Genomic DNA, 26,506 nt, shown 5'->3' on the forward strand with positions numbered 1-26,506 from the left:
GACATGAAGTTTCCTTCAAGTACCTCGTTTGCTCTTCTGGGTGCCGCCCTGATTGCCATCAGCTTCGGGCTGGCCCGTTTCGCCTTCGGCTTGTTCGTGCCGCCGATCCGGGCGGAGCTGGAACTCTCGCCAGACATGATCGGCATCATCGGCGCGCTTCCCCTCATCAGTTTTATCCTGGCTACCCTGGTCGCGCCGCTGGCGGCTGATCGCTTGGGCGCCCGCAACACGGCGGTGCTGTCTGGTGGCTTTGGTGCAGTGGGCCTGGTGTTGATCAGCCAGGCGGCGGGCGTTTTGTCGCTGGGTGTGGGCGTAGTCGCTTGTGGTATCTGCACCGGCTTGATGATGCCGGCACTGACCGCCGCCATGCAGGCGCTGGTAAAACGCTCCCTGCATGGGCGCGTGAGCTCGGTGATGAACGCCGGTACCAGCGTGGGTGTGGTGATTGCCGCGTCGGCCATTCTGTTACTGGCCGGGGCCTGGCGTTATGCCTATTTCTCCTTCGCGTTTTTGGCCATTATCGGGGTGTTGGCAACCTGGTATTTAATCCCCTCGGTTTCACGAGTCATGCCGGCGAACGCAGCGCCGCCGCCTGCCATTACTACCCTGCAGTGGGTGCGCCTGCTGCGGCTCTCATTGTTCGCCTTCGTGATGGGCTTTGTGTCTGCCGCGTACTGGATTTTTGCGCCGGACCTGGCGGTTACCGTGGGTGCCTTGCCATCGGGTTCCACCGGCTGGTTGTGGCTGGGGGTAGGCCTGGCCGGGCTGGGCGGTGCCGTGGTTGCAGACCTTGCCGATCGCAACAACCCGCCCATCACCCAGGCCCTGATGCTGATGATGCTGTCTGCCAGCCTGGCCCTGCTGGCAGCCAGCCCCGGCAATATAGTGATTGCGGTGTTTTCCGCCCTGGTATTTGGCCTGGCCTACATGAGCCTGACCGGCCTGTACCTGATGACCGGCATCCGCCTGCTACCCGGCCGGTTGTCTGTGGGGCCGGTGCTGCCCTTTATATCGGTATCCCTTGGCCAGGCCGTCGGCTCGCCCATCGTGGGTATGTTGGTGAACGAGTTCAGTTATGCGGATGCGTTTGCCATGTTTGCCGCCATCGGCATACTGGCGGCACTGCTGTCGCCGCTTTACCCGCGCTCCCTTGAATCGAGCGCAGAAGAGCAGGGCGAGGACGAAACCGGCTTGCAGGCGGCTTATGATTATCAGTTGCAGACTGAGGAGGGGGAGCCCTATCGGGCCGTCAAGATTGAGGCCCCGAGTGAGGGCAACTGACCATGATCCTGAAGACGACTAAGGTAAAAGTCTGTTCCATCGTAAATCGTGTGCCCAGCAGCCCGACGCAGGTTACCCCATCCTCTTTGAGGACTTTGGCGGTGGCGTCTGCAATGTGAAGCAGGGAAATGCTCATCGCCCGTTCAATCCCGGCGGCGACCTTGTCTTCACATACCCCGCACTTTTCTAGGGTAGTCCGGGAGCAAGGAATCACCACTTCGCGCGGCCTCTCAGCCCGATTCGGAGAGGTCACTATTGGTTGAGTCGATCGGCATGCGCCAGGAGCGATACAGGCTTTTCTGACCATGCGTCCCCCGCAATTCCAGTAGCCAGTAGTAACTTGGCAGGTCATTAATGGGCAGTCCTGAAGGCACATCAAAACTGAATAGCACAACACGCTCCCTGCCTTCAGGCTTCACCCGAATCTGCTGCTTTATGCTCCAGTATTCAGCGTCACGCGACGAATTATCATTACTAACGATTGCGTCCTTCTTATAACAAACCAGCTTCACCTCCACTGGCTGGTTTCCCCGCAGAGGCTTCAGAAAACGTATGATTCCTGAAGCGTTGCCACCTACCTCAGGTTCCGTGTCCAGTTTTAGCAACGTGGCTCCGTATTTGAGCAGTTTCCGTGTGGTGTTCAGTCGAGAGGAAAGCATGCAAATCCCGAAAAACGGACCGCACAACAAAACAGGATGGAAATAGTTGCCCAGCGTTACCGCGTAGACAGTCAGTGGCAACAGCAGAAAAAACAGCCCGATAAGGTACTGTATCTTTGATCCTGTTGCCTGCGCACTGCGTGTCCAACGGCCAACTCCCGGATATCCCAGCTCCTCACGGGACTTTGGTTTCAGGCCGGGGATAGGAATGCTTTTTTTGTATGACACACTAAAGCCCAGAGCAGGGCTTCGCTGACTTACGGAAATTGTTTGCGGACTGTTATCGCGACACTCTGTTCCTGACATAAATACTATTCTTCCCTGAAGTACACTGATCGCAGAGGTTGCCACAGCCAAACGATGCTTTCTCTGTTTCAGCTAACAATTATGAGCATCAGTCGTGATGCTATCTTGGATCGAGCGCCGCTGCGCCCCATTGTGGAATGCCACTTCATGAAGAGAAAGGCGAGGGGCTGGCTGCTTGGCAACTAATCTCTTTGCGAGAGTGCTTTTACCAGCGCCAGCATTTCCAAGAAGTATCGTTCTCACAGCGCTGTCTTTCCTGGCTAACGCAGAAGGCGGTGGCGCGCTTTAGCGCGTCCGCTGGCCCGACTTGTTGGCACAGATGTCTTTGAGACCGCCGGAGACATACTTGTGCAGGACACTGGAAACCAGGGACTGGTAAGGAAGTCCCTCTTCCAGGGCTCGACGTTGCAGTGCTTCCAGATCTCGACTGGAGATGCGTATATTGATCCGCTTGTCCTTCTTGAATGTTTCTTCCGCTGCCGTCGTCAAGTACTCCCGACGATCGGCATCCAGATCTGACTCGAACTCTCCGGACTCGTAAGCCTCCAGCAGTTCTTGCTCTTCGGGATCTAATTTGGTCTTAGCCATGCTACCTCCCTAGAAATTTCTTGGTGGCCTTGCGACTGGGGATGACCGTCTTGAGAAAAATTTCGCTATCATTTTCAACGTACGGCACCTGAACCGCCCCGGGTTTGAGGAGGCCCCAGGAATCGAAATCCAGAAGAGGAAAGCTCCTAGTAGTAATTTTTTCGACATTTCTCCTCTCCTAGAAAACTTAACGCTGCAATCACGCGCTTGTCGCGTGCATTGCCTTGTTAAATTTTGAAATGTTTGGCGAGAGGCGATCTACTTACCGAAATTCGATTAAAGCCGAATTGATCCCTTACCAAACTCTCTATCGTTGAAACCATCCAATCAGGCGCCTGTGGAGAAACATACACTTGCTCGATAAACTCTTCTATTTCCCCAATTGGGACACGAATTGCCGGATCGCTAGTGTTCTTCTTATTCAGGACAACTCGCCACTCTTGCTCGTAGCTGAACGCCTTCGCCTTCATGAAAAGAGTCAATGTGCTCTTTGAGATCGGAAGCTCTTTGTAGCCAAACGGGATACCAAGCGTTTGTACATTAAGCGTTCCGTTGCTCACATAGTCGTCGTAGACAACTTCTCCGAACATTCCTGCTGCAGACGAGTCAGTGCAGTAATCGTGGCACGCAGACATCACTTTCCCCACATTGCTCACTACAGCAACAGAGAAGGCATTGGCGCCATAGATCTTCCACATTGCAAGACTCTCCGATGAGGAGAGGTGCCAGCATGACACGAAGCACTCTAGATTCTGGCGGTGTAACGCCTGCCTCGCTTTCTCATGTAGTTCCGACGGCATAGTGGACAGCAAGGCCTCCAAGCCAACATAGCCTTCCTGTGTATCCTCGAACTTATCTGCCCTCGAAAATCTCAACTCCCCAGTTTGGAGAAAATCCAATAGCGAGATAAGGGGCATATATCGCCACAACTTTTTCTTTTCTGTCTCGATACTGCTCACCTTTAGAATTTAACGCTGAGGTAACGGGCCGCTTTGGAGCGAAGCCAAAGGCGTAGCGGAAAACGGTCCCGTTGACCGAATTGATACTGATTGAGCCTTCTCCCCAGCCCAGCGGTTACCCGCTAAGCTGGAAGGCGACCAAGCACTACAAGGGAGAAGACTCATGAACTTTTACCATAGCACCCACCGCCATTATTGTGGAATCGATCTGCATGCCCGCAGCCTGTATGTCTGCATCATCGACCAACAGGGCGAGGTACTTCTGCACAAGGAAATCAAAGCGCGCCCAGAACCGCTACTGGCCCTGCTCGAACCGTTTCGTGATGATCTGGTGATCGGTGTCGAATGCATGCACTGCTGGTACTGGATATCAGACCTGTGCGAAGAACACGGCATTCACTTTATCCTGGGCCATGCCTTGTATATGAAGGCCATTCACGGTGGTAAAACCAAGAACGACCGTATCGATTCTTTCAAAATCGCCATGCTCATGAAGGGCGGCAATTTCCCCCTGGCCTACGTTTATCCCAAGGAGATGCGGGCAACCCGGGATTTACTGCGCCGACGCACCCGCATCGTCCAGCACGGAGCCATGCTCAAGGCCCATGTGGTCAACACCACGAGCCAATACAACCTGCCGCCCAACAAGGTCAACCTGAAGAATGTGGGGGCCCGGGAACAGGTTCAGGCGGCCTTTGCCGGGCAGGATGTTCAGCGCAACATCGATCTCGACCTGGCCATCATCGAATGCTATCACCGGGAACTCAGCAAGCTGGAAGAACACCTGGAACGGCAAGCCAAACAACATGATCCCGCTTCCCTGAGTGTGCTGAGGACCATTCCCGGTGTGGGGCGCATCCTGGCGCTGACCATTCTCTACGAAGTCGGCGATGTTCAACGCTTCGAATCGGTCCAGAAATTTGCTTCTTACGCCCGGCTCATCAAGTGCAAAGCCGAGTCTGCCGGCAAGGTCTACGGCACCCAGGGCAACAAGATTGGCAACGCCCATCTGAAGTGGGCATTCTCGGAGGCCGCCGTGCTGTACCTGCGGGGTAATGACAAGGCCCAGCGCTATCTACAGAAACTCCAGAAACGAATGAGCAAACCCAAGGCGCTGTCCGCGCTGGCCCACAAGCTGGGCCGGGCTGCCTACTTCATGCTCAAGCATCAGAGGGTGTTCGATGAACAACGATTCCTGAAGGGTTAGTCACGCCACGGGGTGAGCATGACGTCTAACTGGATCAAACAGGATGATGACCGAAAGCCGGGTGTCCGCTGACTGGTACCCGATACCGAACCGGCCTTCTATCACCGCCGTTGAAGCCAGTCGCTTTGATTAGCCACCCCGTGGGCGTGCCTTAATACCATGAGCCAGTGCGCTTACACCGGTCCTGAGCCTGAAACTAACTGGAGCCATGCAGCCCGTCGTTTGAATAGTGCCAGTGACCGGTTAACCGATGAATGTCTGGTGCCCCTGACCCACCGATGGAACGACCGGTCAGGCCGTGGTCTAAAGCCACGTAAGAGAGCCCCTATATGTGTTTGCTGTGAGTGCCTGACAGCCCCGCGAGACTGACGAAGCAGGCGTTCTCGCTCATGGATTTAGGTTGGCCGCTGGCGCGGCCAAAAAAATCACTATTGCCTATTGATTCCGAGAAGGCTCATATGTGTTATATCCTTTTCGCCGATGGGATTGCTGTTTGTAGCCAATTACTCGAATCCGATGAAACCATAAATGGAATCGATTCAGAACCCATGTAACGGGCCACTGTTAATCTGTGTTTACCATCTGCGACCAATGCCATTGCGAGAGAACTATGCTTCACTAAAAACATCGGCGAGAGCGCTGTTCCGTGCTTCCATGCATCAATGACTTTTGCAATTTTTCTCGGGTCGTGAACATCTTCCCAAAGGGTATCTTTGTCGTAGACCCCCGGTTCGTAGATGCCACTCCAAACCTGCTCAAAGTGAGCGCAATAGATATCAATACCTTTCTCTACAATCGAATCATCAATGTGCGTAAACCGCTGAAGGTTGCCACCCATTCCACGTGAAGCCTGCCACCCGGACCGGAGCAAGGCTGCCACCCATCGGAGCGTAGCGACGCGGGGTTTCTCTTCTTACTCCGAAGTGTCGGTGGCCGTCAACTTTGCCTGCTGTTTTCGCATGGACTCGCCCCGCAGATTGATCTTGTAGGCGTTGTGAACGAGCCGGTCCAGAATGGCGTCTGCCAGCGTGGCGTCACCGATGATGCCATGCCATTCCTCGATGGGCAGTTGGCTGGTGGCGATGGTGGCGCGCCGGCCATGTCGGTCTTCCAGCACCTCCAGCAAGTCTCGTCGGTTCTCTGCGCTCAGCTTCATCAACCCCCAGTCATCCAGGATCAGCACGTCGACCTTGGCCAGGCTGGTCAGGAGCTTTGAGTATTGGCCATCGCCCTTGGCGATGGCCAGCTCTCGTAGCAGCCGGGTCAGGCGGACGTACTGGGCGGTGTAACCCTCTCGGCAGGCTTTGTGTGCCAGTGCACAGGCCAGCCAGGTTTTCCCGACCCCGGTGGGGCCGGTGATGAGCACGTTCAGGTGTTCCTTCACCCACTGGCAGCTGGCCAGACTCTGGATAAGCCCTTTATCCAGGCCCCGCGAGTTCCGGTAATCAATGTCTTCGAGGATCGCGGCGTGTCGCAGCTTGGCCCGACGCAGCCGGCTGGTCATACGCCGGTTGTCTCTTTCGGTCATTTCCCGGTCGACCAGCAGGCCAAGGCGCTCCTCGAAGCTCAGGTCGGTAATGTCGGGGGTAGCCGATTGATCCGCCAGGGCGGCCGCCATACCAGTCAGCTTGAGGGCGTGGAGCTTATCCAGTGCGGGATGTTTCAACATGTCAGGTTCCTTCAGTGATAGTAGGCGGGGCCGCGGATGTTGTCGTGTGTGTCGGGTAAGGCCAGTTCTTGTTGCTCTTCCAGGGGCTGCTGATCCAGACGGTGTTTGAGGATGGATTCGATGCTCTTGTATCGGCAACTGCCCAGCATCAGGGCGCGTTGGCAGGCGCGTTCTAATCGTGCCTCGCCGTAGCTCTGGCCCAGCCGGAGAATGCCCAGGCAGGACCTATAGGCCTGCTGAGGGTGCTTTCTCGCCCCCAGCGCGGCGCGGATGAGCTTTTCAGTTGCCGGTCCGATCTTGGTAGCCCACGCGATCAGCCGTTCCGGTGACCACTCGCCGGCCTGGCGATGGGATTCCGGCATGTGCGCGGCGATGGTGGTGTGCCGTCCCTTCTGGTCTGAGCGCCGGTGGCTGGCGATCCGGTTGCCTCGGTGGAAGCATTCGATGGTGTTATGGGTGATCCGGACCTCCACTTCTTTCTTGATCAGGGTATAGGGCACCGAGTAGTAATGGCCATCGATGGCGACGTGGTAGTCGATGTGTACCCGGGCTTTTTTCCACTCGGCGTAGACATACGGCTCGGCGGGTAGCGGTTGTAGAACCGGCTGGTCCAGCTGTTTGAAGTGATCAAGCCGGCACCCGGGCAACTTGCGGAAGGGGCGGCTATTGAGCTTCTCCAACAGCTCACGGATGGTGGCGTTGAGCTGCCCCAGGGAGAAGTGTTGACGGTGGCGCAGGGCCGCCAGTATCCAGCGCTCGACGATCAAGACGCCGCCTTCCACCTTGGCCTTGTCACGGGGCTTGCGAACTCTTGTCGGGACAACGGCCACACCATAATGGCCAGCCATATCCTGATAGGTCGGATTGAGGTCCGGCTCGTAGCGATGGGCCTTGCTGACGCCGGAGCGGAGGTTGTCCGGAACCACCAGTTCCGGCACGCCGCCCAGGAACTCGAAGGCTCGGGTGTGGGAGCCGATCCAGTCCGGCAGGGTCTGGCTCCAGGTGGCCTCGGCGTAGGTGTAATTGGACGCGCCCATCACCGCCACAAAGACTTGCGCCTCATGGATCTCACCGGTGGTGCGGTCAATAACGGGCACCGTGTGCCCGGCATAGTCCACGAACAGCTTCTCACCGGCCCGATGGTCCTGCCGCATCACCAGATCCAGCTTGCCTTGCCAGGCCCGGTAATGGTCGCAGAACCAGCTGTACTGATAACCGTCCGGGTTGGCTTGCCGGTACTCCTGCCAGAGCAGGAACAGGGTGACATTCTTGCCCGTGAGTTCGTCGCGGATGTGTTGCCAGTCGGGTATACCTCTGGCCTGTGCCGGCAGATCCGGTGGTGGCGGGAACAACCGCTGCTCCAACTGAGCGTCACTCAGATCCTCTGGCAACGGCCAGCCAAGATCCTCTTCGGCGGCACGCCGCAGATACTCGCTCACGGTGGGGCGGCTGATGCCGCAGGCTGCGGCAACCTGCCGGTTGCTCAGCCCTCGCTCCCACTTGAGGCGAAGGACTTCTTTGATTTTACGCATGGATAACCTCTTCGCTGGCATCTGGCCCTCTCCGGATGAAAAGGAGCAGAGTACCGTTAGTTATCCCGCGCCGGACGTTTTGATGGGGAAATCAGGCAGCTTGCCAGGGTGGCAGCTTTGCCGTGGAATCAGTGGCAGCTTTCGTGTGGAATGGGTGGCAGGCTTCGTCTGGAATCAGTGGCAACCTTGGTCTGGAATACGCACATCAATGTCGTTGAATGACACCGACTGTGGCGAAGTATCCCATCTGGGTTGGACTTGGGGGGTGTTGCTCCTGTAGATCATAACAAGTTTGTCTAGCAACTCTAACTCCTCACGTAAGCGAGCCCTTTCTTCCAAAAAATTTTCTATGTCATCCATACTTTCTACTAGAGATATAACGCCGGGCTTTGCGGCGGTTTGGAAGGAGCAAAGCGACGGACAAACCGTCCGACAACAGCCCTTGGTTAAATCCTGTCCAAGGCATACTGAACTGCCTGCTCGGCATGTATTTCTGTTGTGTCATACAGTTTGACCTCTGTATCCGAGCCCTGAATCAAAAGACCAATTTCCGTGCATCCCAAAATTACTCCTTGTGCACCGCGCTCAGCCAATGATGCTACAACATCCAGATACCCATTTTTTGAATCAGACTTAACCATACCTTGGCACAACTCATTGTAAATCACGGAATGAACAAGCTCCCTTTGGGACTCATCTGGCACAATGACCTGGATACCATGCTCCTGAAGACGACCTAGGTAAAACGTCTGCTCCATAGTGAATCGTGTCCCCAGCAGTCCCACACAGGTTACTCCATCCTGTTTGAGTACGTTGGCAGTGGCATCTGCGATGTGAAGCAGAGGGACGTTTGCTGAGCGTTCAATTTGGGAGGCGACTTTATGCATCGTGTTCGTACAAAGAACCAGAAACTCTGCACCTGCCGATTCAACCGACTGGGCGGCTGATCCCAATATTTCCCCTGTTGTCTGCCAATCACCCTGATGCTGCAAGGCCTCAATCTCGGCAAAATCCACGCTATAGAGAACGAGCTTTGCCGAATGAAGCCCGCCAAGTTCGTCTCTTACTTTCTGGTTGATCAGTCGGTAATAAGTCTGAGTTGACTCCCAGCTCATTCCGCCTATTAGGCCTATTTTTTTCAAAGGGAACCTCCGTGTTGTTGCTTCGATTTAACGCTAGCGGTAACCAGCGCCGGAGCGCAGCGGAGGGAACCAAAAGCGCCACGCTTTTGGCGTCCGGTTGACCGCCTGGTTAAGGGCCGTTTACCCGTTGTTTTGTGTTGGCACTCAATACCGAATGCCTACTCCTGATACCTTGTACCAACTTGACCCATAGCGCCAGGAACCAGAGCACCGAATGGGCGGGTTTGTCCGAGGTTATACCGGATGGCCCCGCGACCTTTGCACCGAATGACCGGCCAACGCCGATGCCAGACCAAGGGGTGTGTTTCTGCGGAGGCCAAGCACCGAAACCAGCCCCAAACACCATACCCAAGAACACGACTGCCAGGCCTTTAACGCCCGCCATAAACGGCGCGAGGAACGAGCGTCCGGCGACCGAAGGGAGCGAATTTAATGGCTTGGTTATATGCTCGCATGTTGCATTTCCAAAATACCGAAAGCCGCTATCGCTGCGATACCCACGCCGCAACCCAGACCAATCGCGATAACTTGTATTTGCCACCTTTTGAAGGCTAATGCTTGATAGACAGATGGCACTAAACATCCAGCTGAAAAAGAAACCCCCAATGCAAAAAATGTAAAAGGATACTGAAGCTTGGTGCCGTCACCATGAACTTGCATTACCAGGGCGACCGCAATAGCTGAGAGCGCGATAACTGACAATTCTAAACAATGCCAGATGCGCTTCCATTTTCTGCATTCTGGCTCTCTGTACCACTGAACCTTTTCAGATAGTGTCTTCACAGCTCACTCGATTCATATAACGAGGCTGTAGAAAAACCCGATTCCGAGCCTTCCCCAGCACCTGGTTCCTAAAATTTTCTTAGCGGCCATCAGTTAGCCGATTATCATCGTTCCGATGTTCAGCCATGAGTTTCAGCCCTTTTGACGGTGTCAGTGCCGGTATAGCTGACATCCAGCAGACACATTTGTAACCGCCTGATCCCGACATCACGCTGCTAACCGCCCGTAATTCGCCAACTTCTCAATATTGTGCACCAGGCAGTATAGCTGCCATTGGCCTTGCACCTTCTTCTTGCCTCGCAAGCTGAAGCGATTCAGCCGTTTGTTCGTGCCGATGTTGCCGAACACCGGCTCCACCACCGACATTCGGTGGCTGTATATCTCTTTGCCCTGTTGGCTGTCGACCCGGTGCTTCATCCAGTCCGTGTAGTTCGGCAGACGCTTGTTCTCAATGGTGAACGACACCTGTCGGCCAGACCCATTTCGGTGGTTAGCGGATGCAGGGTTCTGCATGCATTGGTGCTTCTTGGGACAGTGGCGACATTGCAGCAATCGACCTTCGAAGTGAACTCGGACCTTGCCATTCTCGGCTTCCCTTTGACCCCGATAGGTAAGCTCTTCGTCAGTCGGGCAGACGCAGATCAGGTTCACGGGATCGAACTGGAATTCACTGGCCGGAATGATGTCTTTCCAACCCTTGTCCGGCAGGTTTTGATGCCGCTTGCCGTACTTGTCTTTCTGGTTTGTGAACTTCGGGTCCCGGCTGCGGAATTTGTTGTCCGGCACGTAGCCATTGATCTGCCGTTCGTGCAGGTACTTCATATTGGCTTCGTTGGCGAAGCCGGTGTCAGCGGTAACGATGGTGCCTTGCTGATAAATGCTGTCAGCGATACCCAGTTTCTTGAAACGGGCTTCGACGGTTTCCAGTACCGGTTGCAGGGTATGATGTTCCTGGCCTTCGCCAAAGGCCTGGGCGTCGATGATGATTTGGTGTTTCTTATCCACCGTGGCGACCCCATTGTAGCCCTGGATCGTGCCTTTGCTGGTGGTCATCTTGGCGCTTTCGTTATCGGTGACGTTGCTCTTCACTTCCTTGCTCCGTTTCCCCCGGCCCATCCGTGGGCGGCTCGTCTTTAGGAAACGATCAATCTTTTTAGCGGCCTCATCCAACGACAGAATGGTCTTCGCTCGGCGGATGTCGCGGTCCAGTTCGGCCTCGGTGTCTGCCTCGTCCCGCTCGTAATGCGCCCTGAGGTGATGACGGATCAGTCGTCGCAGTTTCTCCCGCTTCTCGCCCAGCTCTTTAAAGGTGCCGGACCATTCCTTGGCCGCGTTGGAGGACATTTTGCAGCCGTCGATGGCAAACAGCTCGTTACCCAACAGACCTTCTTCGTGGCACACCAGCAGAACTTGTTCGAACAGCTCTTCGATCTCATCGGCGTGGCTGCTGACAAACTTGGCCAGGGTCGTGAAATGCGGAACGGTATCGCAGGAGAGAGCTTTGAAGATGATGTTGGTCTCGCAACACCACTGCATTTCGCGACTGGAGGTGATGCCCTTGGAGTAGGCAAACAGGATGATCTTCAGCAGGATGGCCGGATCGTAGGCCAGCCGGCCAGTGTCTTCGTTGCGGTACTTGGGATGAAACACCGTCAGGTCCAGCTTGTGCTCGATCAGGTAGTGCACCGCGTGTTCAAAGGTGCCGGGCTGGAGCTGTTCCTGGTAGTTGATGACGACCATAGTGTCCTGGTCGTAGTTGTAATGCTTGAAGCGGGGCATCTGACCACTCCTTGTCCGTTTGCCTGATCCTATCAAAACACAGGGGATTTCGGGGTTTTTCTACAGCCTCAACGCTGATGGTAACCGGCGCCGGAGCGCAGCGGAGGGTACCAAAAGCGGTACGCTTTTGGCGTCCGGTTGACCGTTTTGATACTGATTGAGCCTTCTCCCCAGCCCAGCGGTTACCCGCTAAGCTGGAAGGCGACCAAGCACTACAAGGGAGAAGACTCATGAACTTTTACCATAGCACCCACCGCCATTATTGTGGAATCGATCTGCATGCCCGCAGCCTGTATGTCTGCATCATCGACCAACAGGGCGAGGTACTTCTGCACAAGGAAATCAAAGCGCGCCCAGAACCGCTACTGGCCCTGCTCGAACCGTTTCGTGATGATCTGGTGATCGGTGTCGAATGCATGCACTGCTGGTACTGGATATCAGACCTGTGCGAAGAACACGGCATTCACTTTATCCTGGGCCATGCCTTGTATATGAAGGCCATTCACGGTGGTAAAACCAAGAACGACCGTATCGATTCTTTCAAAATCGCCATGCTCATGAAGGGCGGCAATTTCCCCCTGGCCTACGTTTATCCCAAGGAGATGCGGGCAACCCGGGATTTACTGCGCCGACGCACCCGCATCGTCCAGCACGGAGCCATGCTCAAGGCCCATGTGGTCAACACCACGAGCCAATACAACCTGCCGCCCAACAAGGTCAACCTGAAGAATGTGGGGGCCCGGGAACAGGTTCAGGCGGCCTTTGCCGGGCAGGATGTTCAGCGCAACATCGATCTCGACCTGGCCATCATCGAATGCTATCACCGGGAACTCAGCAAGCTGGAAGAACACCTGGAACGGCAAGCCAAACAACATGATCCCGCTTCCCTGAGTGTGCTGAGGACCATTCCCGGTGTGGGGCGCATCCTGGCGCTGACCATTCTCTACGAAGTCGGCGATGTTCAACGCTTCGAATCGGTCCAGAAATTTGCTTCTTACGCCCGGCTCATCAAGTGCAAAGCCGAGTCTGCCGGCAAGGTCTACGGCACCCAGGGCAACAAGATTGGCAACGCCCATCTGAAGTGGGCATTCTCGGAGGCCGCCGTGCTGTACCTGCGGGGTAATGACAAGGCCCAGCGCTATCTACAGAAACTCCAGAAACGAATGAGCAAACCCAAGGCGCTGTCCGCGCTGGCCCACAAGCTGGGCCGGGCTGCCTACTTCATGCTCAAGCATCAGAGGGTGTTCGATGAACAACGATTCCTGAAGGGTTAGTCACGCCACGGGGTGAGCATGACGTCTAACTGGATCAAACAGGATGATGACCGAAAGCCGGGTGTCCGCTGACTGGTACCCGATACCGAACCGGCCTTCTATCACCGCCGTTGAAGCCAGTCGCTTTGATTAGCCACCCCGTGGGCGTGCCTTAATACCATGAGCCAGTGCGCTTACACCGGTCCTGAGCCTGAAACTAACTGGAGCCATGCAGCCCGTCGTTTGAATAGTGCCAGTGACCGGTTAACCGATGAATGTCTGGTGCCCCTGACCCACCGATGGAACGACCGGTCAGGCCGTGGTCTAAAGCCACGTAAGAGAGCCCCTATATGTGTTTGCTGTGAGTGCCTGACAGCCCCGCGAGACTGACGAAGCAGGCGTTCTCGCTCATGGATTTAGGTTGGCCGCTGGCGCGGCCAAAAAAATCACTATTGCCTATTGATTCCGAGAAGGCTCATATGGGTTATACATTAGATTTGGACCGAACCTGGGTTCTCTTGAAGAAATTGATCGCGCTCTTTCGGTGCCCAAGGAACATAGACGATGTCAGTAGCACGATAATCAGACATCAACTTATTGAGCAATTTCAACGACACAAATGGACCGAGTATTGGCCCCTTCTTGAAGGCTGACTTAGTACGTTCAGTCTCTAGGAAGATCGTCACCCCTTCTACAGATGTCTTTCTATTCTTCTTGAAGGATTTGACGAAATTTTCACCAAGTACGTTCGATATCACGCCTTCAAGATTGTCTAGCGTATGAGTTGAGATCAGAACTTCATTGGTTCCATCTTTGATCGCAAGAGATAGGGCCTTTTTCAAGGCGTCGATAAACCCGTTGTCGTCAGGTCCTGTTGTATTTGTGTGGTAAGGCATAATTCATCCTTGGTGTATAACGCCCTGGTTTAGCGGCGCCCATGAAGCGCAGCGAAATGGGCGTCCGGTGGAGGGCCGAAGGCCCGGAACGAACTACAACAGATTGTTAAAATTTCTCGATCAGGCCAGCTTAAAGTACACCAACGCCCCAACTGGAATCACAATGAAAAAGTACAGGGTAAGGCGGACCCAATCCCTCGCCATAGTCCAGATAAACGCTGGCAAAAATACGTAAACGCCCACGCCAAGGTAGAAAGACCACAGAACTACGGCGTCGTCTGCGACCCGCGCAGCCAAATTATTGCCTGTGGCGGCATAGGAAAGCATCACGATCGCAACAACCGCGGTAAATATGTAAAAACCTCTCGCCCAGAGGCGGAAAACTCTATCTGCTGTATCGCTCATCTAAACTTTTAACGATAAGCTCAGCCGCGGCCGCTGCGCAGCAGTGGACGTCGGCTGGAGCGCATGGTTAAACCCTTTTCCGGAGCCAACAATCTTCTACAACACTGATGACCAGCTGACCGATGAACCCAATCGCAAACCAGTTCGCCAGCCCTGCAACAAAAAACGGGAGGCTCGAATTCGAGACGCTAAATTCCATTCCAAATACATTTAGGAGCCAGGCCAAGCCCATAAAAGCCACGAATATAAAAGCTGAAAAAATTGTCGTAACTGGCATTCTGTGTTTCTTCGGCGATTTAATCTCTTCTTCCCAAAAGTAGAACCCCAGCCTGGAAGCCAATAGCCCTATAAGAAAAGAAACAGGGTATGCTGAAGCCGGAAAAACAAAGCCCAAGCCGGCCACGGCAGGAATAGCTAAAGCAACAAATTGGCCGCGATTTAGCCTCTCTTCGAGGCTCACAATTTCGCTAGTCGCTGTTCGCCGATGAAACTTCGTGATCACCCACCTGTATGCTCTGCCTGAAGGTGAATGCCCATTGGCTTGTTGAAGCTCAGATAGAATTGCGTAGAGTAAAAAAACGAAAAAACCTGCGAAAAAAAGACCTGGATATGGGTTTGTGGGAGATTTGCCGTCACCATACACAATCCCCCATATACTCAAGCCACAGTAAACCGCAACGACTCGGCCAACAAAGCGCCAATTCCTGTCTAAAAAATCTGCTCGTTCCTTGCTGCAATCGTACTTCATGAAAACCTTTGATATGCCTGACTTTAGGTTTAACGCCGCGCTCTGCGGCAAATTTGTAGCGCAGCGGAAAATTTGTCCGACAGCAGCGCCTTGTTATACGGGACGTATGTAATGGCCTTATCCATTCATTGTCGATCAATGATATAGCGATCAACAAATTATATCCTGTACTTCTTTAACATTTTTTCGCTTACAAAGTACAAGTTACCTTTAGCTCTGGTACAGGCTACATAAAGCTTATTTTTAGTAGTTGGAGGCAACTGAGCTAGCTGACCAGACTCAAAGGCTTTAAAAGTCGTTGGGTTAAGTGCCACACATACGTCCTGAAAGTGATCAAGCCCTTTAGTATTCCCCCAATTTTCACTGTACCCATAGTAGGAATTGCTTTTCTGATAAAACAGCTTAACTATGGAATCATTAAAATAGATATCTTCAACCTCCTGACTGTCGTCAACGAGGCGAACTTCTACTTGATCTTTACGATGAGACTGAATTTCAATTGCCAATTCGTTTTCCACAAAAGAACATACGCTTGGACTACAACGATAACTGTGAGACAGTGATTCCAAGTCAATAGCAAATCCGGCATTAGATATCTTTTTACAATATTTACCGAAGCAGCCGTGTAGATTTTTTTGAGTATTTCCGTCTCTGCTGGTATCGAATGTGTGTTGATAGAAATCCCCTACAAGAAGCATCTCAACATTGACTTTAGCCAAGGCGCATATGAAGTTAAAATCGTTCGCTGCAAAATCCTGAACTTCGTCGATGCATACGAGATCAAAAAACGTCTCTATTCGTTCTATCACTTCAGGAACAACGCCAAATTCGATTAACAATTTGGCTATACGGCTTGCAAAAAGTCGATCGTTTTTGTCAAAGTAGTGTTTCCTAGTATCTTTGGCGCTTCGCTGAGAATTCATTGGCAATGGATAGTTAAAGTTGATCCCTTTTGTTTTCAATTCGTAGCCGCACAAAGGTCTATAGCAAAATGAATACAAAAAGGTAAAATACGAATATACTCGAACTCCTGCTGGAAGCTTTCCTAGTTTTTGAATTATTCTGTTTCTAAGGTGCTTAGTATTATTGTCAGTGTATGTAACAATGAGACATCGACTGTCTTCTTCTACTCTATCAATGATGCTTGATGTTTTACCTGAACCAGCGACAGCAAAGACTACTCGTTTATCCATGCGATGGCCTGCTTAATATAGCTTGGTATATCTAAATTTTCTTCGTCATGGTCTACAAGTCTAAATGCAGCCTCAGCCTTATTGTCTAGCATGAACTCAAGGGGTTGCTTTTTTATCTTTCCTCCTGAAAATAATTTATCGCAAACGGATTTATTGTCTTGATACATACATACCTCAAATGTGTATCGGGAATTATCTGCATCTGAAAATACCTTGATATGGTCAGCAACATGATCCTCATAATTGTCTACACAATTGGATTGATAATCTCCGTCATTGTCGCGAATCACGGCTACTCTTATTTTCAAGGTTTTTGCTAACTCCATGTACCGTTTAAAACTGGTTCCGCCAACAAAAATACATGAACAGAGTCTTCATCGAGACTTCTACCCGTTTCTCGAGAATATAGTGCATCCAACAGCATGTATTCGGCATCGCCTTCTACAAGGATTACCTTGGCGGAAAGAACAAACTCTAGAATGTTGTTGTCAGGCGCCTTCATAAAAAACTTGGCCGTTGACTCTGAAAGGTTTTTAAGCATCAGAGGGCTATCACTAGAGCTATTGAGCAGTATCGAATAACGCAAATCTAGGCGTGTGCTGATTAGGCTATTGTGTGTAGCAATAATTATTTGATTCTGGTGAGAGTCTGATATTTTTGAGATCAGCCTCTTCATATTGGAATGACTTAAATGATTTTCAGGCTCTTCTAACAATATGGTATCTATAGATTTTTTGTCTGCATTTCTACTTAACGCGAACTCGGTTTTTATGAAGCATTGCTGGCCCTTTCCTCTTTCATCTATCGGAATTTGATCTTGAATAAGAGCTATATCAGTTTCTAAATTAAACTTTGACCCAGAGCGAACTGAAAAGTCATAGTCTCCTAACCTATCGTTCACATCTTTTAAATTGTTTTCTTTAAACTGAGTCTTATGATAGCGGTATTCGTTTTTTAGCCTAACTCTAGTTGCATGATCAACAGTTGAATCATATACGGACTTTGTATATTCCCTGTTTGCATATTCGCTATTGATTTGTGAGCTATCAATAGTTAAACACTTTAGGAAACGGCGATATCCAGAATAGGCCTCTCCATTGAATGTCACAAACTTGACCACATAATATTCAAACGGAAAATTTTCGTTTCCTTCAGCAAGGACCTGATTTATCTCGGCAGCAAGATCTTCACTCGGATGGCAAATCATGTGCAATCCGCTTAAGCTAGCATTATCTGAATTGTGCTTTCCCACGAGATCGGGATTGCCATCATTACTTAAATAAATTTCTACGTGTATTTCTGGAATCTTTTCAAAAGACTTGTCGGTAGTAAAAAATTCAGCGATAGCATCTTTATTTAGGATTGACTCAATGCCAATAGTCTCTACCTTATTTCGACTACCACTCGCCACTAGCTCTATCGCTTGAAGAATCGAGCTTTTTCCTGACTCATTATCACCAATTATCGTATTAGTCTCAGAGCTAAACTCAACCTCAAATTGTCTAAATCTTTTAAAGTTGAAAAGCTTGAGCTTTTTAATATATTGCATTTCTCACTTCCTCACGAGTCATCAAGGCAATACACGCACATGTTTCGGTTGCCCGTATAACGCCAGCGCACAACGGCGCCCTTGGAATGGAGGCGCAGCCGCAATGTAAAGGGCGTCCGGCGGCCACCGGCCGCGTATTGATGCGCCTTGTTATAGCTTGGTCTTGAGGGCATGATCCACAGCCTCTTTTAACCAACATATACCGAAAGCTAACACACCACACACAGCGATCGCTTGGGCGTAGATCATCAACGCATCGGCAAAACCGTGAAACTGGATGAAGCCAGCGACTCCAGATTCTCCGATTACCTCTCCGGAATCGCTGTACTCCATTACCGGACCGACAGTGACAAACAGAAAATAGGTCCAGGGCAAGGCCAGACCGACAATAAGGCTTGTGAGGAGTTTCGATTTCAAGCTACCAACTGTCCCTTTGGTTTGTGGCTATAACGCCCGCCATCACCGGTGACAAAACCGCAGCGAAGCGGAGAGTTTGGCATCCGGTGCATGGCTTGGTTATGTTTCGTTTGCTGGTAATTCGAGCTGCCTCTCACTCCGCCAGACTCGTATGAGCACAACCTCTTTAGCCTGCCTGAGATAGACAACTCGAAACGGCGCGTGAATCAATTCGCGAATATGATCCATGTTGAATTCAGGAACAACTCGGCCAGCATCAGGGTGGATTTGAATCATTTCACAGTGCTCCAGGATAGCAGCCACGAAATCATCACCGATATGTGGCACATCCTGCTCTTTGTAATACTCCTGAATAGCCTGTAAGTCCTCAAGAGCGGACTGTGCGATGCGTAATTCCATTTACTTGATACCCAACGTTTTCCTGGCGTCCTCCAACGATACGGTGTTGCCCTCGCGAACATCCATAAGCCCCCGCGCCACCGCCTTTACAAACCGCAATTCCTCTGCGGTTCTCTCATAATCCTCGAGCCCCTGAACAACAGCTATGCCGCGGCCACGGCTGGTGAGCAGGATGGGGCGATGCGTATCTTGCGCTCGACCAACCACCTTTCCGGGATTGATCTTCAGGTCTGATAGAGGAATGACATCCTCGGAAAATTTCACTTGCATAGTGATTACCTAGTCAACGATTTGGCACCATTAATAGCACCAGTTAACAGGTGCGGTCAAGAAACATAACGCTGCCAGCATGCGCGCCTTTGTAGTGGAGGCGAAGCCGCAACGAAAAAGGCGTCGCTGTGCCTGGCCTGGTTATGTGGTTTACCGACCTTCACCCAAACTTCCGACAGTTGCTGACTTCGAATCTATCGAGAGCCACCAGTCACGCCAACCGATATGGTAAACCACCGAGAAGATAGCTACGTCATGGCCTCGGTTTGGCCCTAAGCCACGGAAATAGGTATCAGCAGGCTGCTCAATAGTGCAACGGAGAGCGCCGTTCAATTCGTACACCAATATCTTTTTAGAATCCTGGTCACTACCCGCCAGTACAACCACTGCATCCTGCTCAGTGCTATAAACTGCTTGATCAACGCCGGAGACTGATACCAATATCTCGCTGCCGTTGCACTCCCACGCAACCTGACTCCGACTGAATTTACAGTTCATACTCTGAAATCCTGAAACACATAACGCCCGGCTCACGCGCCGATTTGGAGCCGCGAAGCGGCGGAAAATCGGTCGCTGTGCAGCCGATTGTTATATTTTCTACTTCCCATGCTCTTTCTGAGCTTCGAGCAACGGATCAAGTAGCTTCCAGATTTCTTGCTCTGGGTCGAACTCGAAATAGAGTGACCTACTCGGAGTACTCAGCTTCTCCGCAATTTCGGTGATGCTATCGCTAGGGTACATCTGGAAGTGCTCTGACAAGAGGCTGTACATCGAATCAACCGCAACCTCATATTTTTCGAGAGACACACCTTCTGGGAAAACAAACTTCAGAGACCTTCCATCTTGCAAAGGCACTATGGTTGAAAACAGCAATGATCGCTTCCGATCTCTGCGTTCAGGATGTTCTCCGTAGAGCCTGCGAGCAAGCTGCAAAATACCTTTCTTCAGGGCCTGATAATGATCCTTCCCGGCCTCTTGGAGAAATCCCTCAAAGTACGGTTTTGCCAAATACGCGATTACCAAAGTTGGCAAGGCCCACTCAATAGAGGCGTAAAAACCACGAGATCGAGATTCAATTTTTAGCTGAAGGCGGGGGTCAGAAACTGTCGCAGAGAACTCATCTATGAAGTCCTGAGGAATGTCTTCCTGATACGAAATACCGATATGTATTTCTTGACTCATATTCCCTGCCTATAAATATAACGCCTGCATAAACGGCGGCTTTTTTGTAGCGAAGCGGAGAAAAAGCCGTCCGGTGGAGGCCCTTCGGGCCGGAACGTATTTAATGCACTGGTTATACGTTACTCAATTTCGATACCTGAGCCATCGTTTGAAGACCCGGGTGAGCCGCGATTCATACGTGACCGGCAGTCGCCAATGGGGAGTTCCGAAGCAGAACTTGCCAAATCAGGCTTTTGTTTCCCGCCCTTGCTACTTGCCCACGGCCAGATACCCGAGAACAAAATAAGCCCAACGAAACCAGCAAGATAAAACATCTCCGCCTGTTCACTAAACCAGCCAAACAGAGCCAGACCGGCTGAACCGACCAGAATTAACGCTGAAATCACTTTTCGAGCTTTAAGCACTTTGTCTCGAACCTACTTCCGTATAACGCGAAGCTAAGCGGCGGCCCGTCAGGGACGTCCGGTGGACGGCCCTCAGGCCGGGAACGTACTTAAGCGATTGGTTATGCATTGTTGCCCGCAGCACGAATCTTTCGGAATATCTTGGCGATAAAGCTGTTACCGAGAATCAGACCGACAGACAAGACCAAAACCACACACCAACCATAGTTTATCGACACCTGAGAGCCCACTTGAGTCAGCAGCACACTTACAGAGCGAACGAACCAATAAACGCCAATTAAAAACACGCCAGCAGATACGACACCGCTTTCTGGAATGACAGGCCCGCTGGCTTCTGCGGAAAGAGCAGCCTTGGAGATCTTTGGCGCTCTGAGCCACAAAACCATGCCGATAACGATTGGCACAGAGAGGCCTGCGGCAAGGAACCAAATGTGTGGCGAATGTTGGCCACTAAATGCGTCTGGAACCAGAGCAAGCGGAATATAATTTCCCAAAGTGCTAAATACCAGGTAGGCAGCAAAAACCTTGATAACTATCTCGATGAGTTCTCTCATAACTCTCTATGCATAACGAGGCTGTAGAAAAACCCGATTCCGAGCCTTCCCCAGCACCTGGTTCCTAAAATTTTCTTAGCGGCCATCAGTTAGCCGATTATCATCGTTCCGATGTTCAGCCATGAGTTTCAGCCCTTTTGACGGTGTCAGTGCCGGTATAGCTGACATCCAGCAGACACATTTGTAACCGCCTGATCCCGACATCACGCTGCTAACCGCCCGTAATTCGCCAACTTCTCAATATTGTGTACGAGGCAGTATAGCTGCCATTGGCCTTGCACCTTCTTCTTGCCTCGCAAGCTGAAGCGATTCAGCCGCTTGTTCGTACCGATGTTGCCGAACACCGGCTCCACCACCGACATTCGGTGGCTGTATATCTCTTTGCCCTGTTGGCTGTCGACCCGGTGCTTCATCCAGTCCGTGTAGTTCGGCAGACGCTTGTTCTCAATGGTGAACGACACCTGTCGGCCAGACCCATTTCGGTGGTTGGCGGATGCAGGGTTCTGCATGCATTGGTGCTTCTTGGGGCAGTGGCGACATTGCAGCAATCGACCTTCGAAGTGCACTCGGACCTTGCCATTCTCGGCTTCCCTTTGACCCCGATAGGTAAGCTCTTCGCCAGTTGGGCAGACGCAGATCAGGTTCACGGGATCGAACTGGAATTCACTGGCCGGAATGATGTCTTTCCAACCTTTGTCCGGCAGGTTTTGATGCCGCTTGCCGTACTTGTCTTTCTGGTTTGTGAACTTCGGGTCCCGGCTGCGGAACTGGTTGTCTGGCACAAAGCCGTTGATCTGACGGTCATGCAGGTACTGCATGTTGGCCTCGTTGGCGAAGCCGGTGTCGGCAGTGACAATAGCACCAGACTGGTAGATGTTGTCAGCGATACCCAGTTTCTTGAAACGGGCTTCGACGGTTTCCAGTACCGGTTGCAGGGTATGATGTTCCTGGCCTTCGCCAAAGGCCTGGGCGTCGATGATGATTTGGTGTTTCTTATCCACCGTGGCGACCCCATTGTAGCCCTGGATCGTGCCTTTGCTGGTGGTCATCTTGGCGCTTTCGTTATCGGTGACGTTGCTCTTCACTTCCTTGCTCCGTTTCCCCCGGCCCATCCGTGGGCGGCTCGTCTTTAGGAAACGATCAATCTTTTTAGCGGCCTCATCCAACGACAGAATGGTCTTCGCTCGGCGGATGTCGCGGTCCAGTTCGGCCTCGGTGTCTGCCTCGTCCCGCTCGTAATGCGCCCTGAGGTGATGACGGATCAGTCGTCGCAGTTTCTCCCGCTTCTCGCCCAGCTCTTTAAAGGTGCCGGACCATTCCTTGGCCGCGTTGGAGGACATTTTGCAGCCGTCGATGGCAAACAGCTCGTTACCCAACAGACCTTCTTCGTGGCACACCAGCAGAACTTGTTCGAACAGCGCTTCGATCTCATCGGCGTGGCTGCTGACAAACTTGGCCAGGGTCGTGAAATGCGGAACGGTATCGCAGGAGAGGGCTTTGAAGAGGATGTTGGTCTCGCAACACCACTGCATTTCGCGACTGGAGGTGATGCCCTTGGAGTAGGCAAACAGGATGATCTTCAGCAGGATGGCCGGATCGTAGGCCAGCCGGCCAGTGTCTTCGTTGCGGTACTTGGGATGAAACACCGCCAGGTCCAGCTTGTGCTCGATCAGGTAGTGCACCGCGTGTTCAAAGGTGCCGGGCTGGAGCTGTTCCTGGTAGTTGATGACGACCATGGTGTCCTGGTCGTAGTTGTAGTGCTTGAAGCGGGGCATCTGACCACTCCTTGTCCGTTTGCCTGATCCTATCAAAACACAGGGTGATTTCGGGGTTTTTCTACAGCCTCAACGCAAAGCGCAGCGGCGCCCTTGTAATGGAGGCGAAGCCGCAATGAAAAGGGCGTCCGGCGGCCATCGGCCGCGTACTGACGCGACTGGTTAAGTGACAGCACTGGTTAACATCCCGTACGAAGAAAGACCAAATAACGTGAGTGGTAAGATGATATATGCGACTGCATCGGAATACCCCCAACGAGACTCACGTCTGCGCTTTGAACGCAACTTGCAGACGGAATATCCGAAAAAGGCAAAGATGCACGCTCCAGCGTAAGGCATCCAGAACACTTCGTCAGAAGCCATCAACGACACCGGAATTAAAGGAGAGAAGCACCATAGAGTTGCTACGAAATGGGCGCCATCTACCAACTCAACGATTCTGCTCATATCAATTAACGCTTTTGTTTAGCGGCGGCCCGACAGGGGCGTCCGGTGGAGGCCGCAGGCCGGAACGAACTACAACAATTTGTTATGTGACTTTTTACCCAAACTCAGAGCAAAGGAGCAGGATAGCAGACGCCGTGGAATTCACTGCGTATGTGGCCACATGCTCGGATGTAACTTTGTCTTGAGCTCCTGCTCCGTGCGCTGAACTCAGGCGATTTCTAAGTGTCGCGATCAAAATCAATGGCTGCTCCCAGAATTGATCAAGCTGCCCATTTCCCAACAATGCCTTGAGTAGCGCGGAAGCAGTGTCTTTCTCCTTAAATGGGATCGAGTTCTTAGCACAGAGAACCTTCATTACACTTTCGAACGCGCTGCCGCATTTAGCGAGGCAATCCCGATGATCTCTCTTTCGATGATCTTCCAGCGCCTTCAAAAACTCGTCGTTTGCATGTTTGAACTCTGGCGCGCTCAACAGGGTAAGCGCGGGCTCCATCGCACTTTGATGCACCACCTCGCTATCCCTGCGAATGATCTGAGGAAATTCCGCAATCCGAAACGACATAGCCGGAGCCCCGCGGAAGGATGTTTCAATTTCTTCCATTGAGTATCCGGTCAGGTGGTAAGGAAGCGCGTCAATACGGAAAAAATCATTAATACCCTGAATCATTGGATTATCCGGCCACGTAATACCAGGAAGATCCGACCGAAAGATTAGCTCAATCGTAAGCGTCCGGCCATCACACCTTGTCAGGTATAGCCGGGGTCCAGTTGTGGGGCAATAGCTCGTTGATGGCGTTGTTCTTCTGCGTCGGCAGTCGGGTCAGCACATCCTTCAGATAGGCATACGGATCATGCGCGTTCAGCTTGGCCGACTGGATCAGCGTCATCACCGCAGCCGCACGCTGACCACTGCGCAGTGATCCCGCGAACAGCCAGTTGCTGCGCCCCAGCGCCCAGGGTCGGATCTGGTTTTCCACCCAGTTATTGTCGATGGGCACAGAACCATCGTCCAGATAGCGCGTCAGCGCTGCCCAACGTTTGAGGCTGTAATCCAACGCTTTGGCGGTGCCGGAGCCATCCGGTACTTTCTGGCGATGCGCCAGCATCCATTGATGCAGGGCGTCAGCAAGTGGTTTGGCTCTGGTTTGTCGGATTTTCCGGCGCTTATCCGGCGGCAGGTCTTTGGTATCCCGCTCGATCTCGTAGAGTCCGCCGATGTAGTCCAATGCTTTGGCTGCCAGTTCGCTTTTGTTGGCTTCGTGCAGGTCGTAGAACTTGCGCCGGGCGTGGGCCATACAGCCGATTTCAGTGATGCCATTACCGAACCCGGCCTTGTAGCCGGCGTAGTCGTCACAGACCAGCTTGCCCTGCCAGTCACCCAGGAAGGTGCGGGCGTGTTCACCCGCCCGGCTTGGGGCGAAGTCATAAACGGTGGCTTTCAGATCCGAGAACGGTGTGGTGCAGTAGGCCCAGACGTAGGCCTTATGGGTTTTCTTCTTGCCCGGAGCCAGCATGCTGACCGGCGTTTCATCGGCGTGCAGAACGTTGTGTTCCAGCAAGGCGTTTCTCAGTGCATCGACCAGGGGCTGCAACTGCACACCGCAGGCACCGACCCATTCGGCGAGTGTGGAACGGGGTATTTCCAGGCCAGCACGGCCGAAGATACGTTCCTGACGGTACAGAGGCAGATGGTCCGCGTACTTGGCCACCAACACCTGAGCCAGCAGGCCGGCGGTGGGGATGCCCTTGTCGATCACCTGCGGTGGTACCGGTGCCTGGACCAAGGTCTCGCACTGGTTGCAGGCCCACTTGCCCCGGATGTGGCGTTCCACCGTGAACTCACCGGGGACGTAGTCCAGCTTCTCACTGACGTCTTCGCCAATACGCTTGAGCTGGCAGCCGCATTGGCAGTGGGTATTGTCCGGTTCGTGGTGGATCAGGGTACGGGGCAGTTCCGGTGGCAGCGGGGTGCGCTTAGGCTTCTGCTTGGGCTGGGCAGCCTTCTGCTCCTCAGTCATCGCCTGGTCCAGCTCGGCTTCGATCGCCGCCAGGTCGCTGTCGATCAGCTCATCCAGGAGCTTGCCCTGAACGGCATCGAGTTGCTCACTGCGGCGGGCGAACTTGTGACGTTTGAGGATGGCGACTTCGTGGGTCAGTTTCTCGATGACGGCATTCCTGCGCACCAACTCCCGCTCCTTCCGGCCCAAGGCTTGATCCTTGGCGTCCAGGGAGTCCATCAGTTCCGTCGCCAGAGCGCGGAGCTGATCGGCTGAGAGTTGGTTGATATCGGGGCGCTGAGTCATGCCGCCTAGTATGCCAAGCCCGTATGCCACAAGCGATTCGCGGTTCTGGTTATAGCGAGACCGCAGGGCTTGTGGTTACAGGATAGAGATCACGCCTTCAGCGCCTATGCGCTGCCAGGGCAGGCCCTGAACGAGGGCGGACAACTGTTCTTCGGTCAGGCGCAATTGGTCACCACGCCAGGCTTCGCCCCAGTGGAATTTGCCCCGGTTCAGCCTGCGGGCACACAACCAGATGCCGAGCCCATCATGGATCAGCACCTTCATCCGATTGCCTCGCTTGTTGGCGAACAGGTAGGCGCAATGGGGTTTGGCCGAACCGAATACCTGAATAACCCGCGCCAGGGCCTTGTCGGGCCCGGCCCGCATATCCAGCGGTTCGGTGGCCAGCCAGATCTCGTCAATGCGGATCATCCCAACAGATCCCGAAGCAAAGCCGCACACTGATGGGCTTGCTCCGCAGGCCACTCCACCACAACCGTGCCGCCGGCGCGGGGATTTCGATGCGGATGGTGCTACATTGACTCGAGACTGACGGAGTGTCCGGCACAGGCGCTGCGGCTGGCAGACGGACCGGAACGAATCCAGGTGTTTCCGGTGTTTTACCCGCTCTTCGCGCTTCGCTCATCCAGCGCCGGACCATGTTGGCGTTGAGGCCATTATCCAGCGAAATCCGGGAAACAGACGCTCCGGGCTTCAGGCATTCGGCGACGATACGAGCCTTCAGCTCTTTGGAGTAACGACGACGTTTTTGGTAGGGCTTGGTTACGCTTATGTTGGTCATATTAAGTGTCCACTTAAAAATAAGT

28 protein-coding genes and 2 pseudogenes are annotated in these 26,506 nt (G+C 52.8%); 3 read left to right on the forward strand and 27 right to left on the reverse strand.

From position 1 onward, the window contains the following. The first annotated feature begins 3 nt into the window (after positions 1-3). Positions 4-1,281: an MFS transporter gene (locus tag RVM24_RS02085; RefSeq protein ID WP_286921757.1), complete on the forward strand. Its 1,278-nt coding sequence runs from the start codon at positions 4-6 to the stop codon at positions 1,279-1,281. 25 nt (positions 1,282-1,306) lie between these two features. Here RVM24_RS02085 and RVM24_RS02090 read toward each other — a convergent pair. The 4 genes and pseudogenes from RVM24_RS02090 to RVM24_RS02105 form a co-directional block, all read right to left on the reverse strand. Beyond that, positions 1,307-1,444 (reverse strand): annotated as a pseudogene (locus RVM24_RS02090) (aspartate/glutamate racemase); the annotation flags it as partial. A 67-nt stretch (positions 1,445-1,511) separates the two neighbouring features. Next, positions 1,512-2,246 (reverse strand): hypothetical protein, encoded by a 735-nt coding sequence (locus RVM24_RS02095; RefSeq protein WP_286921756.1) that lies wholly within the window; start codon positions 2,244-2,246, stop codon positions 1,512-1,514. A gap of 285 nt (positions 2,247-2,531) precedes the next feature. Next, positions 2,532-2,834 carry a CopG family antitoxin gene (locus RVM24_RS02100; protein ID WP_286921755.1) on the reverse strand — a complete coding sequence of 101 codons (303 nt, stop codon included), beginning with the start codon at positions 2,832-2,834 and terminating at the stop codon, positions 2,532-2,534. A 227-nt stretch (positions 2,835-3,061) separates the two neighbouring features. Next, positions 3,062-3,532, reverse strand: coding sequence for a DUF2971 domain-containing protein (locus RVM24_RS02105; RefSeq protein WP_286921754.1), 471 nt, complete (start codon positions 3,530-3,532; stop codon positions 3,062-3,064). A gap of 424 nt (positions 3,533-3,956) precedes the next feature. Between RVM24_RS02105 and RVM24_RS02110 the strand changes: the two genes are divergently transcribed. After that, positions 3,957-5,000 (forward strand): IS110 family transposase, encoded by a 1,044-nt coding sequence (locus RVM24_RS02110; protein WP_431474402.1) that lies wholly within the window; start codon positions 3,957-3,959, stop codon positions 4,998-5,000. A 463-nt stretch (positions 5,001-5,463) separates the two neighbouring features. Here RVM24_RS02110 and RVM24_RS02115 read toward each other — a convergent pair whose 3' ends face one another. From RVM24_RS02115 to RVM24_RS02140, 6 genes are all read right to left on the reverse strand, one after another. Beyond that, the gene (locus RVM24_RS02115; protein ID WP_431474882.1) at positions 5,464-5,838 is read right to left on the reverse strand and encodes a hypothetical protein; all 375 of its coding nucleotides are present in this window, start codon (positions 5,836-5,838) and stop codon (positions 5,464-5,466) included. Between the two features lie 75 nt (positions 5,839-5,913). After that, entirely contained in the window at positions 5,914-6,669 is a 756-nt protein-coding gene (istB, locus tag RVM24_RS02120) for an IS21-like element ISSpu5 family helper ATPase IstB (protein ID WP_061334047.1), read from the reverse strand. Between the two features lie 11 nt (positions 6,670-6,680). Then, positions 6,681-8,222, reverse strand: a complete 1,542-nt coding sequence (gene istA, locus RVM24_RS02125; protein WP_061334049.1) for an IS21 family transposase — start codon at positions 8,220-8,222, stop codon at positions 6,681-6,683. Between the two features lie 425 nt (positions 8,223-8,647). After that, positions 8,648-9,343, reverse strand: a complete 696-nt coding sequence (locus RVM24_RS02130; RefSeq protein ID WP_286921752.1) for an aspartate/glutamate racemase family protein — start codon at positions 9,341-9,343, stop codon at positions 8,648-8,650. Between the two features lie 441 nt (positions 9,344-9,784). After that, positions 9,785-10,126 carry a hypothetical protein gene (locus RVM24_RS02135; protein WP_286921751.1) on the reverse strand — a complete coding sequence of 114 codons (342 nt, stop codon included), beginning with the start codon at positions 10,124-10,126 and terminating at the stop codon, positions 9,785-9,787. 207 nt (positions 10,127-10,333) lie between these two features. Beyond that, positions 10,334-11,905, reverse strand: coding sequence for a transposase (locus RVM24_RS02140; protein ID WP_286921750.1), 1,572 nt, complete (start codon positions 11,903-11,905; stop codon positions 10,334-10,336). Between the two features lie 230 nt (positions 11,906-12,135). Here RVM24_RS02140 and RVM24_RS02145 point away from each other — a divergent pair, with 230 nt between their 5' ends. After that, positions 12,136-13,179 (forward strand): IS110 family transposase, encoded by a 1,044-nt coding sequence (locus tag RVM24_RS02145; RefSeq protein ID WP_431474402.1) that lies wholly within the window; start codon positions 12,136-12,138, stop codon positions 13,177-13,179. Between the two features lie 470 nt (positions 13,180-13,649). Here RVM24_RS02145 and RVM24_RS02150 read toward each other — a convergent pair whose 3' ends face one another. The 17 genes and pseudogenes from RVM24_RS02150 to tnpA form a co-directional block, all read right to left on the reverse strand. Beyond that, complete coding sequence (locus RVM24_RS02150) at positions 13,650-14,054, reverse strand: hypothetical protein (protein ID WP_286921749.1); 405 nt, start codon at positions 14,052-14,054, stop codon at positions 13,650-13,652. Positions 14,055-14,174: 120 nt separating this feature from the next. Further along, the gene (locus RVM24_RS02155) at positions 14,175-14,459 is read right to left on the reverse strand and encodes a hypothetical protein (protein ID WP_286921748.1); all 285 of its coding nucleotides are present in this window, start codon (positions 14,457-14,459) and stop codon (positions 14,175-14,177) included. Between the two features lie 67 nt (positions 14,460-14,526). Next, positions 14,527-15,207, reverse strand: coding sequence for a hypothetical protein (locus RVM24_RS02160; RefSeq protein ID WP_286921747.1), 681 nt, complete (start codon positions 15,205-15,207; stop codon positions 14,527-14,529). Positions 15,208-15,365: 158 nt separating this feature from the next. Beyond that, entirely contained in the window at positions 15,366-16,400 is a 1,035-nt protein-coding gene (locus RVM24_RS02165) for an AAA family ATPase (RefSeq protein WP_286921746.1), read from the reverse strand. Continuing rightward, positions 16,385-16,690, reverse strand: coding sequence for a hypothetical protein (locus RVM24_RS02170; protein ID WP_431475428.1), 306 nt, complete (start codon positions 16,688-16,690; stop codon positions 16,385-16,387). The genes RVM24_RS02165 and RVM24_RS02170 overlap by 16 nt, the downstream gene beginning before the upstream one ends. 42 nt (positions 16,691-16,732) lie before the next feature. Further along, positions 16,733-17,949, reverse strand: a pseudogene (locus tag RVM24_RS02175) (ATP-dependent nuclease); the annotation flags it as partial. Between the two features lie 150 nt (positions 17,950-18,099). Continuing rightward, complete coding sequence (locus RVM24_RS02180; protein WP_286252655.1) at positions 18,100-18,366, reverse strand: hypothetical protein; 267 nt, start codon at positions 18,364-18,366, stop codon at positions 18,100-18,102. A 99-nt stretch (positions 18,367-18,465) separates the two neighbouring features. Next, complete coding sequence (locus tag RVM24_RS02185) at positions 18,466-18,765, reverse strand: type II toxin-antitoxin system RelE/ParE family toxin (protein ID WP_022992354.1); 300 nt, start codon at positions 18,763-18,765, stop codon at positions 18,466-18,468. Beyond that, positions 18,766-19,035: a type II toxin-antitoxin system Phd/YefM family antitoxin gene (locus tag RVM24_RS02190; RefSeq protein ID WP_022992353.1), complete on the reverse strand. Its 270-nt coding sequence runs from the start codon at positions 19,033-19,035 to the stop codon at positions 18,766-18,768. Between the two features lie 597 nt (positions 19,036-19,632). Further along, positions 19,633-20,217: a hypothetical protein gene (locus RVM24_RS02195; RefSeq protein WP_431474883.1), complete on the reverse strand. Its 585-nt coding sequence runs from the start codon at positions 20,215-20,217 to the stop codon at positions 19,633-19,635. Between the two features lie 119 nt (positions 20,218-20,336). Beyond that, the gene (locus RVM24_RS02200) at positions 20,337-20,621 is read right to left on the reverse strand and encodes a hypothetical protein (RefSeq protein WP_230714368.1); all 285 of its coding nucleotides are present in this window, start codon (positions 20,619-20,621) and stop codon (positions 20,337-20,339) included. Between the two features lie 101 nt (positions 20,622-20,722). Beyond that, complete coding sequence (locus tag RVM24_RS02205) at positions 20,723-21,175, reverse strand: hypothetical protein (protein ID WP_431474884.1); 453 nt, start codon at positions 21,173-21,175, stop codon at positions 20,723-20,725. Between the two features lie 203 nt (positions 21,176-21,378). Continuing rightward, positions 21,379-22,950, reverse strand: coding sequence for a transposase (locus RVM24_RS02210; protein ID WP_431474885.1), 1,572 nt, complete (start codon positions 22,948-22,950; stop codon positions 21,379-21,381). A 541-nt stretch (positions 22,951-23,491) separates the two neighbouring features. Next, positions 23,492-24,064, reverse strand: a complete 573-nt coding sequence (locus tag RVM24_RS02215) for an abortive infection family protein (RefSeq protein ID WP_431474886.1) — start codon at positions 24,062-24,064, stop codon at positions 23,492-23,494. A 70-nt stretch (positions 24,065-24,134) separates the two neighbouring features. After that, positions 24,135-25,700 carry an IS66 family transposase gene (tnpC, locus tag RVM24_RS02220; RefSeq protein ID WP_061333257.1) on the reverse strand — a complete coding sequence of 522 codons (1,566 nt, stop codon included), beginning with the start codon at positions 25,698-25,700 and terminating at the stop codon, positions 24,135-24,137. A 75-nt stretch (positions 25,701-25,775) separates the two neighbouring features. After that, positions 25,776-26,111, reverse strand: coding sequence for an IS66 family insertion sequence element accessory protein TnpB (gene tnpB, locus RVM24_RS02225; protein WP_061333258.1), 336 nt, complete (start codon positions 26,109-26,111; stop codon positions 25,776-25,778). Continuing rightward, on the reverse strand, positions 26,098-26,481 hold the full coding sequence (gene tnpA / locus RVM24_RS02230; protein WP_431474396.1) for an IS66-like element accessory protein TnpA: 384 nt from the start codon (positions 26,479-26,481) through the stop codon (positions 26,098-26,100). Before tnpA ends, tnpB begins: the two co-directional genes overlap by 14 nt. Between the last annotated feature and the right edge of the window lie 25 nt (positions 26,482-26,506).

Origin of the sequence: Marinobacter sp. KM021, assembly GCF_050707965.1 — a bacterium.
In the GTDB taxonomy this organism is placed as follows: domain Bacteria; phylum Pseudomonadota; class Gammaproteobacteria; order Pseudomonadales; family Oleiphilaceae; genus Marinobacter; species Marinobacter shengliensis.

Coding starts and splice junctions, on each gene's coding strand:
- RVM24_RS02185 (WP_022992354.1), bottom strand. CDS start 18,765: ATGGAATTACGCATCGCACAGTCCGCTCTTGAGGACTTACAGGCTATT.
- tnpB (WP_061333258.1), bottom strand. CDS start 26,111: ATGATCCGCATTGACGAGATCTGGCTGGCCACCGAACCGCTGGATATG.
- RVM24_RS02115 (WP_431474882.1), bottom strand. CDS start 5,838: ATGGGTGGCAACCTTCAGCGGTTTACGCACATTGATGATTCGATTGTA.
- tnpC (WP_061333257.1), bottom strand. CDS start 25,700: ATGACTCAGCGCCCCGATATCAACCAACTCTCAGCCGATCAGCTCCGC.
- tnpA (WP_431474396.1), bottom strand. CDS start 26,481: ATGACCAACATAAGCGTAACCAAGCCCTACCAAAAACGTCGTCGTTAC.
- RVM24_RS02195 (WP_431474883.1), bottom strand. CDS start 20,217: ATGAGTCAAGAAATACATATCGGTATTTCGTATCAGGAAGACATTCCT.
- RVM24_RS02140 (WP_286921750.1), bottom strand. CDS start 11,905: ATGCCCCGCTTCAAGCATTACAACTACGACCAGGACACTATGGTCGTC.
- RVM24_RS02160 (WP_286921747.1), bottom strand. CDS start 15,207: ATGAAGTACGATTGCAGCAAGGAACGAGCAGATTTTTTAGACAGGAAT.
- RVM24_RS02150 (WP_286921749.1), bottom strand. CDS start 14,054: ATGCCTTACCACACAAATACAACAGGACCTGACGACAACGGGTTTATC.
- RVM24_RS02110 (WP_431474402.1), top strand. CDS start 3,957: ATGAACTTTTACCATAGCACCCACCGCCATTATTGTGGAATCGATCTG.
- RVM24_RS02100 (WP_286921755.1), bottom strand. CDS start 2,834: ATGGCTAAGACCAAATTAGATCCCGAAGAGCAAGAACTGCTGGAGGCT.
- RVM24_RS02085 (WP_286921757.1), top strand. CDS start 4: ATGAAGTTTCCTTCAAGTACCTCGTTTGCTCTTCTGGGTGCCGCCCTG.
- RVM24_RS02165 (WP_286921746.1), bottom strand. CDS start 16,400: ATGGATAAACGAGTAGTCTTTGCTGTCGCTGGTTCAGGTAAAACATCA.
- RVM24_RS02145 (WP_431474402.1), top strand. CDS start 12,136: ATGAACTTTTACCATAGCACCCACCGCCATTATTGTGGAATCGATCTG.
- RVM24_RS02210 (WP_431474885.1), bottom strand. CDS start 22,950: ATGCCCCGCTTCAAGCACTACAACTACGACCAGGACACCATGGTCGTC.
- istB (WP_061334047.1), bottom strand. CDS start 6,669: ATGTTGAAACATCCCGCACTGGATAAGCTCCACGCCCTCAAGCTGACT.
- RVM24_RS02215 (WP_431474886.1), bottom strand. CDS start 24,064: ATGATTCAGGGTATTAATGATTTTTTCCGTATTGACGCGCTTCCTTAC.
- RVM24_RS02095 (WP_286921756.1), bottom strand. CDS start 2,246: ATGTCAGGAACAGAGTGTCGCGATAACAGTCCGCAAACAATTTCCGTA.
- RVM24_RS02155 (WP_286921748.1), bottom strand. CDS start 14,459: ATGAGCGATACAGCAGATAGAGTTTTCCGCCTCTGGGCGAGAGGTTTT.
- RVM24_RS02205 (WP_431474884.1), bottom strand. CDS start 21,175: ATGAGAGAACTCATCGAGATAGTTATCAAGGTTTTTGCTGCCTACCTG.
- RVM24_RS02190 (WP_022992353.1), bottom strand. CDS start 19,035: ATGCAAGTGAAATTTTCCGAGGATGTCATTCCTCTATCAGACCTGAAG.
- istA (WP_061334049.1), bottom strand. CDS start 8,222: ATGCCAGCGAAGAGGTTATCCATGCGTAAAATCAAAGAAGTCCTTCGC.
- RVM24_RS02105 (WP_286921754.1), bottom strand. CDS start 3,532: ATGTGGAAGATCTATGGCGCCAATGCCTTCTCTGTTGCTGTAGTGAGC.